We start from the raw sequence: 18642 nt of genomic DNA on the forward strand, positions 1-18642 counted from the left end.
GGGGCCGCAACTGTAGCTACAGTTGCGGCCCCGGCACGTCAAACTATTAAACCTCTCCTTACCCCACGCTTTACTAACTCAGTCAAATATGAGGACTTTACAAATAGAGTTTTTCTATAGTTTATGCTTTCAGTATCTACTACAAACTATTCATAGTAAAAACCACCCTCACAGTTTGTATAAGTATCTTAAAATCAAGAATCAATGATGCATTTTTTACATAAAACAAGTCGTACTCCAGTTTCTGCATATTGTGTTCTGGTGTTGCTGTAGGATAGTTAACCTGCGCCCAACCCGTTACACCAGGGCGTATAGAGTGTCGCAAGTTGTAATAAGGGGCATCATCTACAAGTTTAGCTACAATTTCTTCTTTTTCTGGCCTTGGACCTATCAGGCTCATATGTCCGCAAAGAATGTTATATAACTGTGGCAATTCATCTATTTTCGTTTTCCTTAATATTCTTCCAATTGGCGTAATACGTACATCATTCACCACAGTATGGCTGTTATTAGTGCTTTCAGGGGTATGATACATTGTCCTAAGTTTAAATATTTTAAATGTTCTACCCTTCATCCCAACCCTGTTCTGTATGAAGAAAGCGGGGCCCTTGGAAGTGCATTTTATACCTACAATAGCTAATAGAACTAAGAACAAAGCAAAAGGGGCCAAAATTAAACTCATCAGCATATCAATAAATCGCTTCTGGATCAGAAATGCCTGCCGTGAGCTAACAAAAAACATATCGCTATTAATCAGCCACGACTTAAAGTGAGCAAGTGGTATTCGTTTTGTAAAATTTTCGTGAAAAGACGCCAGATTATAAACACTAACCTGTTTAACTCTTAAATCGTTGATGAACTTTAGTTGAGATTTATCTAATGTTATGTTAGAACTTGGATCGAGTAAAACCACATCATATTTTGCAGAACTTAATGTTGTAGCAAAGTCTGTTTTTGCTGTCCCATCCCAACAGTCAACAGTATAAAAATTAGTCAAGCCAGGCTCTTTTAAAAACTCTGAGGCGATATCACCAGGATAGATAATTAAGCATTTTTTACGCTTAACGCCATATTGTTGTGGATCGCGAAGTACAAGGCTTTTGGAAATGGTCTTAGGTGGTAGATATATTTCCATATCAAAGAAATTTTACACAGGAAAACACAAGAAAAATATCAGTATTATGCAAGCGGCTTACCTGTATATACGACACTATACCCGTCCCGTACAATAGATATTTTGTTTAAAAATATATTAGAACAATTATATTTATCAAACACATATATTTATTTAGTCAAAGTATTAATTTATTAAGTTAAAAATTTTACACTTTAAATTCATGTAACATTTTATATAGTAAATGAACTCATAGTTTATAAAAGAACGACCATTTTCTGAAGCCTCACGAACACCCTAAATATTGAAAGCATTAGTAGAACCAGACCAATATTCACAAATTCAACCGCAGTAAAAGGTATGGGCAAAGCAACGTGTTTTGATAAACCGCTATTGTGTTATAAACTTGGTAGCTAGGGCTTGGGAGGAAGGTTCATGAAGTTTTACCAAGATATTCAGCATTTTGGAGGCTAAAAAGTCTTTATCAAAGTGCTTTTTAGCTACATCCAACGCTCTCTGCTTCATCTCCCCTACTTGTGCAGGGTTATTTTTCATCCAGATTAAAGTTTTTGCCAACTGCTCTGGATCATTTGGGTCTAATGTCAGCCCCACTTTGTGCTGCTCCAGAAAATCCTTCATCCACCCCTTAGTATTTTGTATGACAGGCACTCCAGCAGCCAGCGATTCGAAGAACTTATTAGGTGATGAGGTATCCAGCACTGGGGTACCTTTGAGCGGAACCAGTGATACAAGCGCATGCTGAACATAACCAACTAATTCTCTTTTTGGCATTAGGTCTAACCTTACAAAATTTTGAATGCCCTCTTCTTTGGCTCTTCGCACCAACTCCTCTCGTTGCTGCCCTTCGCCAATTAAAAGTATAGTAATATCTGACCTCCCTAATGCACGCAAAGCTTTAGCAGCCTCGAACAACCAATATGAATTGTTCACCATACCTATGTTACCCGTATAAATGGCATAGCTGTAGGGTTCAATAACGCTATTGGGAAAAGGCACTGGAGTAGAGAAAAGCGAGATATTTGCCGCATTGGTAACATCATCAATTTGGTCGATATCATAGCGCCTCTGGATATCTTTGGTCATACCTGGCGATAACGTAACAATGTATGATGAAGCTCTGTAACATTGCTTTTCAAACCAGTAACTGAGCTTCTTAAGTACAGGGCTTTTAATGACACCTAACTCTATCGCTCCCTCGGGCCATAGATCCCTTGTTTCAAAGACAAGTTTTCTGCCTCTGAAATAATGACCCAAAAGACCTGGCAATCCAACTGTAATCGGACCAGATGAGGCTATCACGACATCCGCTTTAAGGGTAAGCGCATAATAGGAGGAAATTACACTGTAGAGGATGAATGTCCAGATTCTGCGGTAAAAGGACTGTTTATTATCTATCAGGACATTAAGCACTTTTACATGGATGCCATCAAAATACTGATCTTCTATCAGTTTAGTGGCTTTAAGGTCAGACTTGCTGAAGACGCTAGTAACCACCGTTACCTCATGCCCTTGCTCCACCCAATTTTTAGCAAACTCATACACACGCGTGCCCCATGATCCTTTTGGTGTAGAGAAGTACTGGTAAAAGTAGACTATCTTCATAAACTTAATATTAAATGAATTTGATTCTAGTTATTATCTTACCTTTGAATGCAACTTTGATCACACCTGAGGGACAGCAGGAGTTAAAACCTTCGGCAAACTGGTATGTGCCTGCTTCCACGTACTCTACTGCATCTGAAAACACTACTGTACATATATTTGGTATGCTAACCATATGGTGGTGTAAACTGTACTGAACACTTGGGTGGAGATGGAAATAAGCAATACCTGCCATACTCTCCTCACCCAGAAGTTCATCTGTAATGGTAATTTGTGATGCTTCAAACTCAAATGTTCTTCTGTGAGTTATCCCAAACCGGTTAACATAACCATCATGCTCAGCTATCAGCAGCCCAGCTTCTTCCCTTACAACAGTGGTGTTTGCCCTATATCCCACCCTGAAGCTGCCCCATACCTTAGACTGATTTGCTCCTTGTATTTCTATTGTATTGTGCGCGCCTGTAGATCTCTCATACTCTCTTCGTGGCCCCGGCTCATACGTTGAGGTACCTGCCTCAACCAAAACCGGAGAGCCTTTATAGTATAAAATAAAGGATAACGCATCCGCATGGCCATGCCCTGCCTGGTAAGAAGGCCCAATCGCCGCCGCATCTACCACACATTCATAGCTTCCGCTGTCAAACTTCCTGTATCCTGAATCTGCTAACTGGACACTAGCCATCGGCTCCAACTGCAAGGAGGCGGCATAATTTAGAAGAGAGGCGGTATCATAGGCAATTGAGGGGGCACTATCGTTTACATGTGGGATATCGTTGTTAGAAAAGCTCATGTTCCTTAACCAGCTAAGCATCAGGCTTGCTTTGGAACATACTCTCTCTAGGAGAAGGTTGTCTGGATTTTCATAGTTCTGATACCAGTCTATCAGTTCCAAAACCCTGTAGAGGATAATTTGGTGGTACATCGGGCTAAGTTCGTAGTGCGCCCCATCTCCTAGCACCTGCTCCTCTAACTCCCGCAGCAGGATTTCCCTGCCCATGTTATGCCACTCAGGTTGCTGGAAGAAAGCCCCTCCCATAAGCAGTGCAAAAGCGTTCTCCAGCACATGATTTGCCAGAAGATGATACTCTACTCTACCCGATAAAAAATTAAGCTCACCGTGCACAGCAGAGAGCAAAGCAGTATCGGTGAGGGTATGGCGGCATATGAACCTGATACTGTTCATAGCTCTAACAGAAACCGGGTATGGTTCCAGAGCGACAGTACCTGTATACAAGCTTTGATGCAGCGCTTTCAGCCACTCCAGCCTGATATCCATATGTATATCCTCCTGTAGCAGGTAATATCCATACTGTAGGTTGTAGTTCCAGAGTTTACCGTTAGCTGCATATGCCCAATCCACGCCAGCGGCAAAAGTGACCTGCCTATTTAAAAAGCTAAACCGGTTTTTAGTGTCAGCACAACACAGCGTAGGCAGATAATCTGAGAAAGCCAGCAGCCTGGTATTTATGCTTCTCTCAGGGGTAACGTAAGAAGCCAAGGGCTTTACCTTCAGCACACGGTACAGTGTCTGATATACGAGTTGTTTGCACTTCAGGTATTTGATGGTGTCAAAATACAAGCCTAGCTTTTTCACGCTCCACTTTGAAAATATCAGAAATATGCCCCACTATTCTTTCGGCGGTCTTCCCATCCCATAAAGGAGGAATGGTTCCTTTTTTCCATTCACCGGCTTGTAGTTTTGCTAAAGCCTCCCGTAGCGCTGCCGGGTTACTGCCTAATAGTACATTTGTGCCTAGCGTACAGGTTTCAGGTCTTTCAGTGGAGTCTCTGAGCGTCATACAGGGAATTCCCATAACGGTTGTCTCTTCGGTGATACCCCCTGAATCTGTGATAACCCCCATGGCATTTTGCACTAAATAATTAAACTCCAGATAGCTCATAGGCTCTACTGTTTTCACATTATGCAACTGTATATCAAATACTTCCAGGTTCTTACACGTTCTCGGGTGTACAGGAAAAACGACTGGTACCTGTATTTCCGAATCCTCCAACACCTTAAGAAGCCCCTTGAGTTGACTGGCATCATCTACGTTTGACGGTCTGTGCAATGTAAGAACCAAGTATTGTTTTTTTTCGAGGCCTAGCTCCTCCCAAAAGTAAGGCTTAGAAAGTTTCGGCATTTGTTTCAGCAGTGTATCAATCATGGTATTACCCACAAAAAAGATGCGGTCGTCTGTAACACCAGAACGGCGCAGGTTGGCATTGGCCACTTCTGATGTAGTAAAGAAGTAGTTTGTAATACTATCCGTTACCATGCGATTAATTTCTTCAGGCATTGACCAATCACCAGAGCGGATCCCTCCTTCCACATGTGCCACTGGAATGCACAACTTCTGCGCCGTAATAGCACAGGCCATGGTAGAAGTCACGTCTCCAACCACCACCACAAGCTCCGAGGGATTTGCCAACAGCTCTTTCTCAAACTTCAGCATAATAGCGGCCGTTTGCTCTGCCTGCGTTCCCCCGCCGGCTTCCAGGTTTACGTGGGGTTCGGGTATACCTAGCTGCTCAAAAAAGTCGCCAGACATCTTTTTGTCATAGTGTTGCCCTGTATGAATTAACCTGTAAGAGATTCCCTCCTCCTCCTCAATCGCATCGATAATAGGGGCAATCTTCATAAAATTTGGCCTAGCGCCTGCAACTATAGAAATCAGCATAGGTGTACAGATTTTAGTGATGAAAAGAATTTATCAATACTCATGCACTCACTTACATACTATGTTATACAAATGAGCTGCCTTTCATAAGAAAGAGTTTGTAGAGATAGATTATACCTTCACGGCTTTACCTGGTCCAGTAGTGACATACCTGAAAGCTTGGAGAAACCCATTAATCATTATCTCAGATCTTAAGTTTTTATCGTAGTAGGCATAACTTGCCTCTGACAAACTCCCCTGTAGATTACTGTCAGTACATATTCTTTCTAACTCCAGCGCCAATTGCTCAACCCCGCCTTCGTACAGGATACTGTTAGAGCTATCACAGTACTCCACCTCCGGAGCATGCTTCCTGTTTTTGTTCGTGACTACCGGTACCCCGTAGGCAAAGCTATGCACCACACCAAGTCCGACATGATCAGGGGACACATACGCAATAGCTGTAGAAAATATATTCTTTAGCTGCTCCTCATCAAAAACACCGGAATTAAACATAACTCTGCCTTGCAGGCCGTAGGTATTAACCTGCTCCAGCAGCTCTGTCTTGTCGCCGCTGCCAACAACCCTTACTCTAACATATTCCGGTATATTATCCTTGACTTTACAAAACGCTTTTAGAAGCAGGTCTATCCCTTTTCGCTTTTGTATTCTTCCAACGTAGAGCAAATCTGTTTTCTGAGCTTGACCCGATCGCCCAGCATTCCCAATGTGCAGTGTGTTTTTGGCAACAAACAGCTTTTCTCTGGGTATACCATATTCTAGAAAGTCCTCTGCCCCTTTTGCTGTATATAATATCAGCCCGTCTGCCCATTTTGCGAAGGAGATCCTTGCCAGTCGGGCGGCCCAATAGTTATTTTCTCTGCCAAACCCCTGTCCCCATAGTATGTACTTGGGTTTACGGTTTGAGAAGAAAGTGAATATCCAATTCGGCATCCATAAATTAAAAGAAAAGACAACCACATCATAGGCATCTTTTAATGCTCTTACTTCTGGCAAGAACCGGAACTTACCATAGTACCTAGGGCTAGACTTCAACTCAATAAACGCATAACTGCTGTTTGTGTGGGTCTCTGTGTGCAGTACATCACATTTTTCAACCGAATCGTCTCTGGCGATTTGCTCTAAAATCGGTATTCTGTAATGTAGTAAACCTAACTCTAACACAAAAAGCAACTTCATATTACGCCAAACTATAAGGTGCAAAAATTTAGAGAATCGTCCACGGCTAACACTTAGTACTTTTAAAAAGCTAACTATTGCTTTGTGGATATTTTTTTGAATTATTCATCTACCACAATTAACGCACACTTATATTTTTTGTTTTTATACTTTCGTGAAGTCTCGTATAAATTACTTGCTTTGTTTTAAAAAAAAATCAACCCGCAGCTGCCATTAAGCGGGGAGGAGCAGTTTCTAGTGCCTATAAAACAAAAAAAAAAGGCCGCCCTTTTTGGGCAGCCTCTTTTTGTTGTGCAGTCTGGTGTTCTAACTACTGCTTCACTATTTCTATACCGGAGATGATGGCATTGTCTGTCACTGAAGAAAAATTCAGGTCTAGTTCACCATCTTTTACAGATACATTACTTATCGTCTTAACTAGTGCCTTACCGAAACCAACCTGGCTGTACACATCAAAGTTTGACAGCACACGCTGACCTTCAGCGTCTACATTAAACACTCGCTTGGAAGAAGCCTTAAAATATGGCTCCACAAAATGAAGCTTCACAGTATATGTACCTGCCTCATCAACAGGAACGCTGTAGCTAAACGCTGCACCATAACGTGCAAAGCGGTAGCTACGATAAAGCGCATCGTCGGATGTATTAGCCACCTCGATAGACTTGCTAGAAGTTATACCGCCAGAGAAGTGATTATCAGTAGCCCACGTGCGAGACTGGGTATCATTGTAAGATTGTCCGCCAGCATTGGTCAGTTTGCTCAGGCTCTGCGTCTGATTGGTAACAGTAAAGCTCACAGTTGTTGGCTGTCCTGCCGTACCTTTTCCGCCAGAAGATGAATAAGGAGTAACAGTAAGCGTATATTTACCTACTGATGGAGTCCAAGCGTAGTAGTCACCGTTCATATCATCGCCGGCAAAGGCATAAGGAGCAATATTTTCAGTTACAGTTTTGGTCTGAGTTCCTGTTAAAGAGAACACCACACTGCCTACCTCACTACCTGTGTTAGCTCGAAGGTTCAGGTTTTTGCTTCCTAGTGTTGCAAGGTTCAGCACAGCACCATCCTTAACCTCCATTAAATCCTTATTTGTGTCTGCGTTGACCAAGGTGATTCCCGTAGATGATGGGTTGGCGGATACAGTTCCTGTAGATAGTGATGAACTACCTGATGGCACTACATCATTATAAGTAGCATTTTCATTACCTACACGAACTTCGTCTGCGTACATTACTCGCTTAGATACTACCGGCCAGTGTCTCTTATAAAGCCCCACTTTAAAGTATGGCAGCACTGAATCGTTATAACTGTTTGGACCTCTATAGTCTATAATTTTAGAACCATTTTTCCAGATCTCCAACACGCCGTCAGAGCTATAGGAGTAATTGATGTGGTAAACAAAATCTAACCATTTGTCTTTCTCAACAAGACCTAGGTCAAAAACCTTTTCCCCATCTCTGTCAGTATCAGAGCTTATTCGCTCTGATGCCCAGATAACCTGAAGTTTCAGTCTTCCCTCCTTCACATAAAGGTTGATTGGCGGATTTCGTGCAGGTTCACCGTCATCAGGCACACCGTTAAATTGCGTGATGATATCCCAACTTGTATCGTTTGACCACTCCGAGCTAGGCAAATAGATACTTAAACCATACCAACGGTTGCGGTTGGTATCAGCTTTTCTTCCCGCTATTTCTGCACGTACTACACCTGAGTCAGACTTTCTCAGTTCAAAGCGTGCCGCTGTTTTTCCATTTCTTACTTCAGAGGATGAAACATTAAAACCGTAAGAAGTCTTTGTAAAGACCCGGTAAAAATCCCCATAAAAATCAAACTCCGGATTGGAGTAAGCAGTGTATGCGTCCGTTTTAGAAGCTTCGAATAACTCTTCTATTAACAGGTTCTTTCTCTGTGATTCTACAGAAGTGATTGCATCTACAGAGCTAGTACTGGCAATATTATCTGGGAGCATCTCCTCGTCTTTCTGACAGGCAGTTCCAAGCGCAGATAATAAAGCAATGGCTAAAAATTGCTTAATTCTCATTTGGCTAGTTGAAAATAAATTAAAATTTGATTGTCAGTGATATTAAGGTGAAAAAAATAAATTTAATTTTTTAAATACCTAAAAAGATACATGGCTTATAAAAACAAGCTAAATTTTTAGGCAAAATTTTTACTTATCAAAGCAAACTACTCTTGGAATCGCCAACCCGATTAGTTGATTTTGATGTTGCAAACATAAATAACAAAAGCTCATTCGCAAACACGTTCACCAAAAAATATCTTAATAATCAGCATTTTATGACAAATTTGAAATGTTATACCTGAAAAATTAAAATAGTAAAAACACTATTATTTCTGTTTACAACAAAAAAAAGCATATGCAAAAATATGCATATGCCAGACGACATATTTAAACAATTCTTAAGTGTCAGGAAATAACAATTAACTAACACCCCATTCTTTAAATATGATTATTTAAAGAACATAAAAAACAGCCATGGATAACTAATTAACCCTCCTGCTTAAGTGCACGTATAACAACAAATTAATCTGCCTTCATACCCTCTCCAGTAAGGCATTAAGTATACCAGTTATTTCTTCAATACATAGCAATCTATATATCAATCAGTTAAAATTACAATATAGGTTGCAAGCACTTTTTGCTGTGTGTAAACATTCCACAACCTGAAGAAAAATTACCCATTTTGTATTTGTAAGAAAGTATCTGTTCCCAAAAGGCGACTCTAACTTTGTACAGCCACTGTTACTATCTTACCTATGCCTCAAAGTATAAGAATAAATCTATTGATTGGATAAAATCCATTTTATAGTAGCTCCTAATTCAAGTCAATTAATACAATGGCAGAAGTAGATGAACAAAGAGGAGTAATAAGCTCCGGCACACCTTACACGCTGTTAAATAGCCAGGCAACTTAAAAGAGCATAACGCATTTCACTTGTGCCTTCCTTTAGTCTGAATGAGCTCGTGTCTTACTGCAACTACATTGCCGTCTACCACTTTTTCAGGAGCAGAATGCATAAAAAGGCTGAGGGAGTAGGTCCTTCTACTCCCTCAGCCTTTTGTATCACAAAGTTTAAGTTAATGGAATTACTTGACCCTACAGAAACTCTCCAGGTAGGACCGTCACATGCATCATTTTATGATCAGTTTTGTAGCCATGATTCCCGATGGAGCCACGACTCGAATGAGATAGATGCCCTGGCTCAGCGCCCCGTCAACTATTACCTCTTTACTACAAGCCCCCTGTTCATCAGTTTCTGCTGAAAGCGAAGTGACTAACTGCCCTGCAATATCATGTATCGAAATTTTTAAGACCTCATGCTCCTCAAAGTTAGCCACCTCCACAAAGAACTTACTACCAGAGCTCGTAGGGTTAGGATACACCTGCAGGCGTCGCTCTTTGCTCAATGGCCCTTCTGCAACAGAGAGTGTGTTTACGGATGTTGCAGCCATCGAGGAGGCCTGATAAATTTCCAATCCAGCAATAGCGACCCGGTTTACGGTCGGATTAAATTTGATACTCAAGTTACCATCCGTTACGTTAACCAAAAAGTCTTTCACTAGAGCAGACCTGTAGCCAACCTCCTTGAAGATGTCAAAGTAAGGTAGCGCTAGCTGGTTTTCTATTGTAGTATTGAACTCCCTTGCTCCTTCTCCATTAAAATAGTTCTCTACAAAGTGCATGCGCACCATATAACTACCATTTTGAATCGGGATCGCATAACGTGTTTCTGCTAGGTCACTAGAAGCGGACAGGTAGGTTTGATACAGGATATCATCGTCCGTTGCCGCAATCGGACCTGCCACCACCTGTTTATCAAGTTTGATGGATCCTTGCCTGTAGTTCTTATCTGCCTCCCACACATTACCGGCAATGGTTATGTTAGCATCTGCCGCACCTTTTATACGCTTAAGCGCAGTAATTGTAGAGCTGCTCGTGTTGGCTATACCATACAATGGGATTCGAAGCGGCTTGTTTGAGTTATTGTAGTGCACCAGCAACGCTGCATTTTTTATTCCCAGGCTCTGTGGTTGAAATTTAACTGAAATACTTGTGGAAGCTTGTGGCGCCAGTGTACTGGTACTTGGTGCTACAGCTGAAAACTCACCTTTATTCGGACCTGTTATTTCTATTCCTTTGATAGAGACAGAAGGATCGCCACTGCTTCCGAGGTTCTTAAGACTTACAGATAAAGACTTGCTACCGCCCGTTACTACAGATCCGAAAGTCACCGCTGAAGGTGCCGAAGCCAGTTCAGAATAATTGGCAGAGCCCGTTTCAGGTTTGATATTGCTGACGTAGTACACGTTATCGTTATAGTCATAGTTCACCGATGGGGAGTCAAGGTAGTCCATGGCCATGATATAGGTGTTGGGGATGATATTACCGTTTGCGTCAACAGCTTTCCAGATCCTGATACCGATTTTACCACCTACGTTCCTTGTTCTATCCGTGTGAGACAAGCTTACTTTGATACCGAACGGCCCCGAGGGGCTAAATGTACCCTGTGCCAATTCTGTCGAAGAACCTGACTTGCGCGGCAACAAGGACTGCCCATCGAGTGAGTTGTGCGTGAACACAGTCGCGTTTGAAGTAGAACCCTTCGCGTACCACTGGAAACTCTGCGTAGATGAGCAGCAGCCGTGGTAAGCCGCCATCTGAATCACGTACACAGGCTGGCTTGGGTCTGCCCGGACAAAGAAAGATGAAATGATCTCGTCTGAGTTAGGCACAATCGCTGTACCATCATTAGTTCCATCATTCGCATTGTACCCTGTCTTAGAAAGGAACCCGAAAGCACTTAGGATTTCCTGGGCGTACGGCTCATTATTGCCCTCCCCTTTATACTGCCACAACCCATTCAGGTTAACATCCTTGTTTGGAGTAGTGGCATCATTTGACGTAATGGTCAGCTTATCTTTAAGTATCTTGACGCGGCCACCCAGATCTTTCGCAACAAACTGGATAACAGCCTCCACGGATTGCCCCGCGCTTAGGTTTAGTGGCAGGCTGGTACTGCTGTTATAACTAGCACCTCCCAATGACACTATCTTCCAGGCAGCAGGGTTCGACAGTGTCAGTTTTGACACATTCAGTGTTTCTGTGCCTTTGTTACTGATCTTAAGCCGCACCACGTCGTGATTCTCATTATAAGGTGTTACAGTAGGTGATGTTCTCCGCCACGGGATCTGGATTAGAGAGAAAGTCAATCGATCTGAGGCAGGAAACTTGTCCATATTTTGGACTACTAAGCGTCCGTTGCTAACAGAACCTTTCACAACACTAAAGTTTGTTACCCCGGTAGTTGTCACGTTGCCATTCCCATCTGTTGCCTTAGCCTGCAAAGTATAGTTCCCAACTTGTGTTATGGTGAATGGTGCGGCATATGTCTGGAAGGCCCCACTGTTTAGACTGTATTGCACGGTCGCTAAACCTGAACCGCCCTGATCGGAAGCATCAACAGAGACTGTCACTTCATTGATATAAGTGTTAGTTGACTGTACAGCACCACTTAACTGAACTGCAACCGCTGGCGGCGTTGTGTCTTCTCCTGGTGAAGTAGCACCGACAATCTCAATAGCCGAGACAATAGCATTGTTGGCCACGGAGGTGAAGGCGATGTTAAGGGTTCCGTCACTCACACTTACCCCCTCAAAGGTCTTGACCACGGCCTTGCCGAAGCCGTCTTGGGCGTAAATATCGTAACCGGTCAGCACCCGTTTGCCCTCCACATCTACGTGGAAAGAGCGTTCGCCGGCCGCTTTAAAGTATGGTTCTACAAAGTGTAGTTTTACAGTGTAGGTACCAGCACTCAATGATATGTTATAATTGAATGGTGCACCAGCAGCAGCGTAGCGGTAGGCCAGGTACAGCGCGTCGTCCGTGGTACCGGCCACGTTGAAGGATTTAGAGGAGGCCTCACCGCCCGAGAAGCCTGCGTCGGCTGACCAGGTGCGCGACTGCCCGTCAACGTACTGTCCGCCGCCTGCGTTGATGAGCTTACTGGCTGTCTGAGTTGGCGGCGGAGTACCTGCGTCGTTCGCACGCAGTAATGTAATGCGCGGCTGGCCATCACCATTTCCGTCAAAGTATTCTGATATATAGAGGTTTCCTGTACGGACATCTTCGATTACATCCAGCGGGTTAGCAAACGGGCGACGCAAACCGGGCACATCACTACCCTCTGTAGCACGAATAATATCCAGGTTACTAGCTCCAGGCTCCAACACTATAATGTCATCACCACCACTAAAGCGGCAAACAAGGAGCTTGCCTTTTAACTTTCCTCCAAATGCACTGCTCTTATACTCGATCACACCGTTAGGCGACTTGTTTAGACCAAAATCATATGCCCAACCTTTGTAGTTCGGCTCTTTCGGTGTACCTACCGGATAGCCATACGTTTGGCCATTCAGTGTCCAGGTCACCTCGCCCGGGTCAGTGCCTGAGGTAGGATTTGCCCCATTCATAATGTACTCTTTACGGAGCACGTTCGGGTGTCCATAATATCCTCCCTTCACTATTCTGAACAGATAGTCGCTCTGTGTATCACGCACGTTGTTCATGGCTGGCACATCAGGCCCCGTGTATACCTGACCATTAGACCAAACCGATCCGGACTTTAATGCCGGCGTGTTGCCACCCGCAGCAGAACCGTTTGTTGGCACATACAACTGCCCGTTTGAATGCCATACCAGGTCATAAGCATTACGTACACCTGTGGCATATATAGTTAAGGCTGCGCTTGTAGAATATGGGTTATAGGAACCACCTTCCTCGGTTTTAGCATTTATAGGTAGCGACAACTGTTTAGCCTTGGCGATATCTAAACGTAGCACCGCAGCCGAAAGTAAATGCTCATCCCTATAGCCCCAAGCCCCATCAGGTGCTCCCATGGCGGTATTACTACCCTGCAAGAAATAAAGTGCACCATCAGGGCCAAAGTCTATACTGTTCGTTGCGTGATCTTTAGTTGAGCGCGGCAGGTTCACTACATAATCCACCACTTGCGGGTTAGATGTATTATTTAGATTAACCTGGGAAACTTTACCACTCCAATCCGGTGCATCACTGAATTCCGGAGCAGAGTGACTAATCCAGGCAACTAAGTTGCTGGCTGTAGCCGAAGGATCAAAACGAAGTCCTATGAGCAAGCGCCTGCTACCACCAAATGGAGAGATAGTAACGTTGTTGGCCAATGTGCCATCAGCTTTTAAGTCCCAACGCTCAATCTTTCCGCCTGAAGTTGCAGCATATAGTTTGTTATCAGGACCGATCACTAAAGATGTAAACCCGTCGCTTCCAAAGTTACTATCAACCAGAATCTGCTCTGTAAAGGCAACGCCAGCTAAGTCTGTAGGTATATCGCTGGTAGAACTTGCCGTGGTAAAGTGCGAAGTAAACGGCTTCATCATATAACCATTCAGGTCTTTTACCTGATCGCTCACGTAAAACTCATACGTAGTACTCAGGGCCAGCGACGCAGAAAGTGTAATGGCATCTCCAGCTGCAGTGGCATTTACAGCTGTGCCTGTCACCTCAGTTTTGCTCGTACCGGACACTTTGTACAGCTTAACGGAGCTGGTATTAACAGTATTTCCATCAATAGACTTGCCGCTTGGATAAGCTATATCAACAGAAACTGAATGCCCTAAGGGTACACTAATTGCCCCATCAGCTGGGCGCACAGCTGTAACATAAGGCCGTAAACTTTCCTCATAGCTTGCAACCTCAAGCGTCACAATCAACTCGGCAGGCGTATACCCTATAGCGGATGCCGTCACCGTAGCAGTATAAGTTCCGGCGGCAAGCGAGCCAGCATTAACGGAAAACAGTAATTCGTTCCCGGTAGATCCTAAGCTATAGGTCACATTATTCGCTTCTGAAAGCGCCTTGCCCCCAAAAGTTAACCATGTAGGTACACTCGTCCCTCCTACCTCTGTCGCAGTAAGCTGTACTGTAACCGGATCTTCATCAGAGTTATTCAGGTTTACCTTGAGCTCCTTCTGCTGACCGCTTGGAAGGTTTACAGTAGCCGAAGCCGGAGTAAACAGGAGCAGTGGTTGTGTAGTACCCGACTGTCCCAGCACCTCGATGGCCGAGACGATGGCGTTGTTGGCCACGGAGGTGAAGGCGATGTTGAGAGCGCCGTCGGCTACGCTCACCCCCTCGAAGGTCTTGACCACGGCCGCGCCGAAGCCGCTCTCGGCGTAGATGTCGTAGCCGGTCAGCACCCGCTGGCCCTCCACGTCCACGTGGAAGGAGCGCCCCCCGGCCGCCTTGAACCACGGCTCCACCAGGTGCAGCTTCACGGTGTAGGTGCCGGCGCTGAGCGGAAGGCTGTAGCTGAACGGCGCCCCGTCCAGGGCGTAGCGGTAGGCCAGGTACAGCGCATCGTCCGTGGTGCCGGCCACGTTGAAGGACTTGGAGGAGGCCACCCCGCCCGAGAAGCCCGCGTCGGCTGACCAGGTGCGCGACTGCCCGTCAACGTACTGACTGCCGCCCGCATTAATAAGTTGTGTGGCAGTTTGCTGGGTTTGTGTGAAGGTTGCCGTTACTGTTTTATTAGCATCCATAACGATGCTGAGCGGGGTGGTCGTCCCTGATACGTCTCCGCTCCAGCCACTAAACTGATACCCTGTAGCTGGCACCGCCGTGAGCGTTACACTGGTACCTCCCGCATAGGAACTTTGGTCAGGCCTCTTTGTTACAGTTCCGCTACCAGCTGTCCCCACAGTTAAAGTATAGTTCGCTGTACCTGACTGCCCCAGCACCTCGATGGCCGAGACGATGGCGTTGTTGGTCACGGAGGTGAAGGCGATGTTGAGAGCGCCGTCGGCCACGCTCACCCCCTCGAAGGTCTTGACCACGGCCGCGCCGAAGCCGCTCTCGGCGTAGATGTCGTAGCCGGTCAGCACCCGCTGGCCCTCCACGTCCACGTGGAAGGAGCGCCCCCCGGCCGCCTTGAACCACGGCTCCACCAGGTGCAGCTTCACGGTGTAGGTGCCGGCGCTGAGCGGAAGGCTGTAGCTGAACGGCGCCCCGTCCAGGGCGTAGCGGTAGGCCAGGTACAGCGCATCGTCCGTGGTGCCGGCCACGTTGAAGGACTTGGAGGAGGCTACCCCGCCCGAGAAGCCCGCGTCGGCTGACCAGGTGCGCGACTGCCCGTCAACGTACTGACTGCCGCCCGCATTAATGAGCTGGCTTGCCGTCTCGGCAGGAGGCGGAGTAGTAGTGCCATCACTTACCGTAAAGTTAACAGACAATGACGCTCCTGGTGTGCCTGTCCCACCTGAGGCGGAGTAAGGGGTACCTTTAATAGTATAGTTGCCTGCCACAGGTGTCCAGCCGTAGTAACCGCCGTTGTTATCATCCCCGTAAAGGGCATAGGGCATCGCACTCTCTGTCACGGCTTTTGTTTCGGCACCTGTCAGCTCCATCACCACACTTCCTACCGTAGCTGGATTCGTATTGGCCCGGATGTTCAGGTTCTTGGTTGGCAGGGAGGTAAGGTCCAGGGTGGCTCCGTTCGATAAGGTCTGTATATCCTGGTCTGTATCAGCATTTACCAGGGTAAAAGAACTTACTGCCTGCTGGTCATTGGTAACACCGGATGGGGTACCTTTGAATGTGGTGCTGGTTTTTGCCCCCCCTGTGTAGAAAAGGCTCCCTCCTAAGTTTGCAGCCACACCGGAGTACCTGTTCTGCGGAAGTGGCGTTAGACTCTCCCATGTGTTAGTGGCTGGCGAGTAGGCCGACACCATGTTCGTGCTGCCGCTACTGTGCACCGTCTCACCACCCAACACCAGTATTCTGCTTCCAACAATAATCACGGAAGACGATATATGGCCCCGCCCAGTAGTTCCCGATGGTACAGGCAAATCCGCCATCTTTGTCCAGGTATTTGAGGAAGGGTCATACCGGTGCACCTCCTTACTGGCAACAAGCTCACTATCGTGCCCAGTCTGTCCACCTATATAGTAAATTTTACCTTCATACACTGCTGAGCCTGCATGCTGCCTTGGCGCAGGAAGAGCGGCCAAGGTTTTCCAGCCGGCTGCCAGGTTATCCAGATCCAGTACATAATGATCCCCGAGATCCATTGTGCGGGAAGAGTTTGTTCCGGCGATATGGTGTAGTTTACCATTCTCATACTCCAACTGTCCTGCCGAGATTGTCACAGGCAAATCAGGTAGTCGTTCATAGCGATTCTCTTTTACGATGTACTTCCAGGCTTCCTTAGTTCCAAAAATCTGACCTGACCCGGTTGAGTTAGAGGTATAACCTCCAGCAAAATATATATCTGTACCGTCGGTTGCAAAGCCGGCGTGTGTAACGCCACCATAGTTTGTCCCGTTCATAGGAGGCATAGAGGCAATAGCAGACCAAGAGTTTACAACCGGGTCATAAACATAAGCACGACTGGTAGGCGTGAACGTTGTTTTCTGGCTATCAAAGCCTCCAAAGGTATAAAGCTTACCTCCTACCGCCTCTCCCTGTGCTTCGCTTACGGTATAAGGCTGACTTGCCGCGGTACTCCAACTAATGGAGCTAAACGCACCCATGTTAGTCCCTGCACTAACAGAAACGGTGACATTTGCTGTGGCAGATGCACCACCTGTGTCTGTAGCCTTTACTATCAGACCATAGTTTGCCTGGGTGTGGTAGTTCAGTTTTTTGGCAACCCCTATGGCTCCTGTAGATGAGTTAATAGTAAAAGTACCGTTCGTATTGCCTCCTGCGATTGTATAAGTAACACTACCTCCATCAGGGTCTGAGGCAGAAACTGTACCAATGGTAGTGCCTGTGAAGGAGTTATCAGAAACTGAGAAGCTATAGCTGGAAGCCGAAAAGGCAGGAGCCCCACTCCCTCCTGATGTTTCACCCGAAATAGAAAACTCATCAAAAGAGTAAGTAACAGACGTGTTTGAGTTACGATGCGAAGCGAAGACACCTGCATAGGCCGTTGCTCCACTAATCCCCATTCCTGTTGTACTTAGTGTTGGTTGCGAATAACTCGCCCCAACATTCTTGTAAGTAGTACCATCGGTCGAGTAAAATCCATAGACAAGATTGGCTGAGGGATCCAAAATCAACCTCAAGCGGACATTTTGGGTACTAAGTCCTGTTATACTTGAGGTAACACGCTGATCCGAGGAAGTAGAAACATCATTGATTTCCCTGCGAAGCTCTACCTTGGAGTTTACAACCACTAGCTTAACAAAGGTTTTATCGCTTAAGCCTAACCAGAGTCCTGCCTGCTCATAACTGGTACCATTAAACGGTTTAACCAGCACAGCATCTATCTGTAAGCGTCCGCGCGTATCAACCTGCACCCCCAAAGTATTTAATTGGTTATTATCAGTAAGGTAAGCAAAGCCCTTATTGCTAGCCAGCTGCAGCACACCTCCGGTAAGGGTTAGCTTAGATGGCTCGTAACCCGGAACTGTAGTGTTTGTGGGAGTCCCATCTATAGCCAAGCGGGTACCCGAATACGGCGCCACCATCGTGAACCCTGTACCCACTCCATTCTTGTCAGCCAGAGTACCTGATATGCCGCTATTGAAAGAAAGGTTAAAGGGTAAGTTCACCTGAAGTTGGCTGCAGTCCAGTGGGCTTAGCGAAGGACAGGCAACAAAAGAACTGTAGTTAGATGATCTATGCCCTTCAGTTGGTGGACTTACATGACTGTTAGCGTATCCTCTGCCCCCCACAGTATTGACTATAACTATAGCTAGTAAAACCAGTAGTTTTAGATTCTCTAAATATCCTATGCAAGTAACTGTACTAGTAGATTTCTTTTCCATAGCATTTGTGTTAAAACATGTGCAGCTTAGCTTATCTGAGAAATATCATTCTTGAAAGTGTATAAAAGGCTTTACAACCGCGTCAGAAAATGATTCTGACTTGTTTCTCATTTCCATATCAGCGCAAGCCTAGCTCAATTTTTTAAACAGTTTCAGGCAGCTGCTATGGCTGGTGGTTTAACAAGCCCAACATCATCCAAAAAAATATAGACATGACACAA

7 protein-coding genes are annotated in these 18642 nt (G+C 45.4%); all 7 read right to left on the minus strand.

What is annotated here, in order from left to right; all coding sequences use genetic code 11:
• Positions 1 to 139 precede the first annotated feature (139 nt).
• The 7 genes from OO017_RS08260 to OO017_RS08290 all read right to left on the minus strand — a co-directional run bounded on the left by OO017_RS08260 (position 140) and on the right by OO017_RS08290 (position 18205).
• Positions 140 to 1135, minus strand: coding sequence for a sugar transferase (locus OO017_RS08260; RefSeq protein WP_266052001.1), 996 nt, complete (start codon positions 1133 to 1135; stop codon positions 140 to 142).
• Between the two features lie 369 nt (positions 1136 to 1504).
• Entirely contained in the window at positions 1505 to 2737 is a 1233-nt protein-coding gene (locus tag OO017_RS08265) for a glycosyltransferase family 4 protein (protein ID WP_266052002.1), read from the minus strand.
• A gap of 10 nt (positions 2738 to 2747) precedes the next feature.
• Positions 2748 to 4331 carry a heparinase II/III domain-containing protein gene (locus tag OO017_RS08270; RefSeq protein ID WP_266052003.1) on the minus strand — a complete coding sequence of 528 codons (1584 nt, stop codon included), beginning with the start codon at positions 4329 to 4331 and terminating at the stop codon, positions 2748 to 2750.
• The gene (gene wecB, locus OO017_RS08275; RefSeq protein ID WP_266052004.1) at positions 4306 to 5415 is read right to left on the minus strand and encodes a non-hydrolyzing UDP-N-acetylglucosamine 2-epimerase; all 1110 of its coding nucleotides are present in this window, start codon (positions 5413 to 5415) and stop codon (positions 4306 to 4308) included. The genes OO017_RS08270 and wecB overlap by 26 nt, the downstream gene beginning before the upstream one ends.
• 111 nt (positions 5416 to 5526) lie before the next feature.
• On the minus strand, positions 5527 to 6594 hold the full coding sequence (locus tag OO017_RS08280; RefSeq protein ID WP_266052005.1) for a glycosyltransferase family 4 protein: 1068 nt from the start codon (positions 6592 to 6594) through the stop codon (positions 5527 to 5529).
• Positions 6595 to 6904: 310 nt separating this feature from the next.
• The gene (locus tag OO017_RS08285; protein ID WP_266052006.1) at positions 6905 to 8632 is read right to left on the minus strand and encodes a heparin lyase I family protein; all 1728 of its coding nucleotides are present in this window, start codon (positions 8630 to 8632) and stop codon (positions 6905 to 6907) included.
• Between the two features lie 1113 nt (positions 8633 to 9745).
• Positions 9746 to 18205 (minus strand): malectin domain-containing carbohydrate-binding protein, encoded by an 8460-nt coding sequence (locus OO017_RS08290; protein WP_266052007.1) that lies wholly within the window; start codon positions 18203 to 18205, stop codon positions 9746 to 9748.
• Positions 18206 to 18642: the final 437 nt, after the last annotated feature.

It is taken from the genome of Pontibacter anaerobius (assembly GCF_026241195.1).
GTDB lineage: Bacteria > Bacteroidota > Bacteroidia > Cytophagales > Hymenobacteraceae > Pontibacter > Pontibacter anaerobius.

Bases quoted from the DNA above. Each gene is read 5' to 3' on its own strand.
- OO017_RS08260 (WP_266052001.1), bottom strand. From the start codon at position 1,135: ATGGAAATATATCTACCACCTAAGACCATTTCCAAAAGCCTTGTACTT.
- OO017_RS08265 (WP_266052002.1), bottom strand. From the start codon at position 2,737: ATGAAGATAGTCTACTTTTACCAGTACTTCTCTACACCAAAAGGATCA.
- wecB (WP_266052004.1), bottom strand. From the start codon at position 5,415: ATGCTGATTTCTATAGTTGCAGGCGCTAGGCCAAATTTTATGAAGATT.
- OO017_RS08280 (WP_266052005.1), bottom strand. From the start codon at position 6,594: ATGAAGTTGCTTTTTGTGTTAGAGTTAGGTTTACTACATTACAGAATA.
- OO017_RS08285 (WP_266052006.1), bottom strand. From the start codon at position 8,632: ATGAGAATTAAGCAATTTTTAGCCATTGCTTTATTATCTGCGCTTGGA.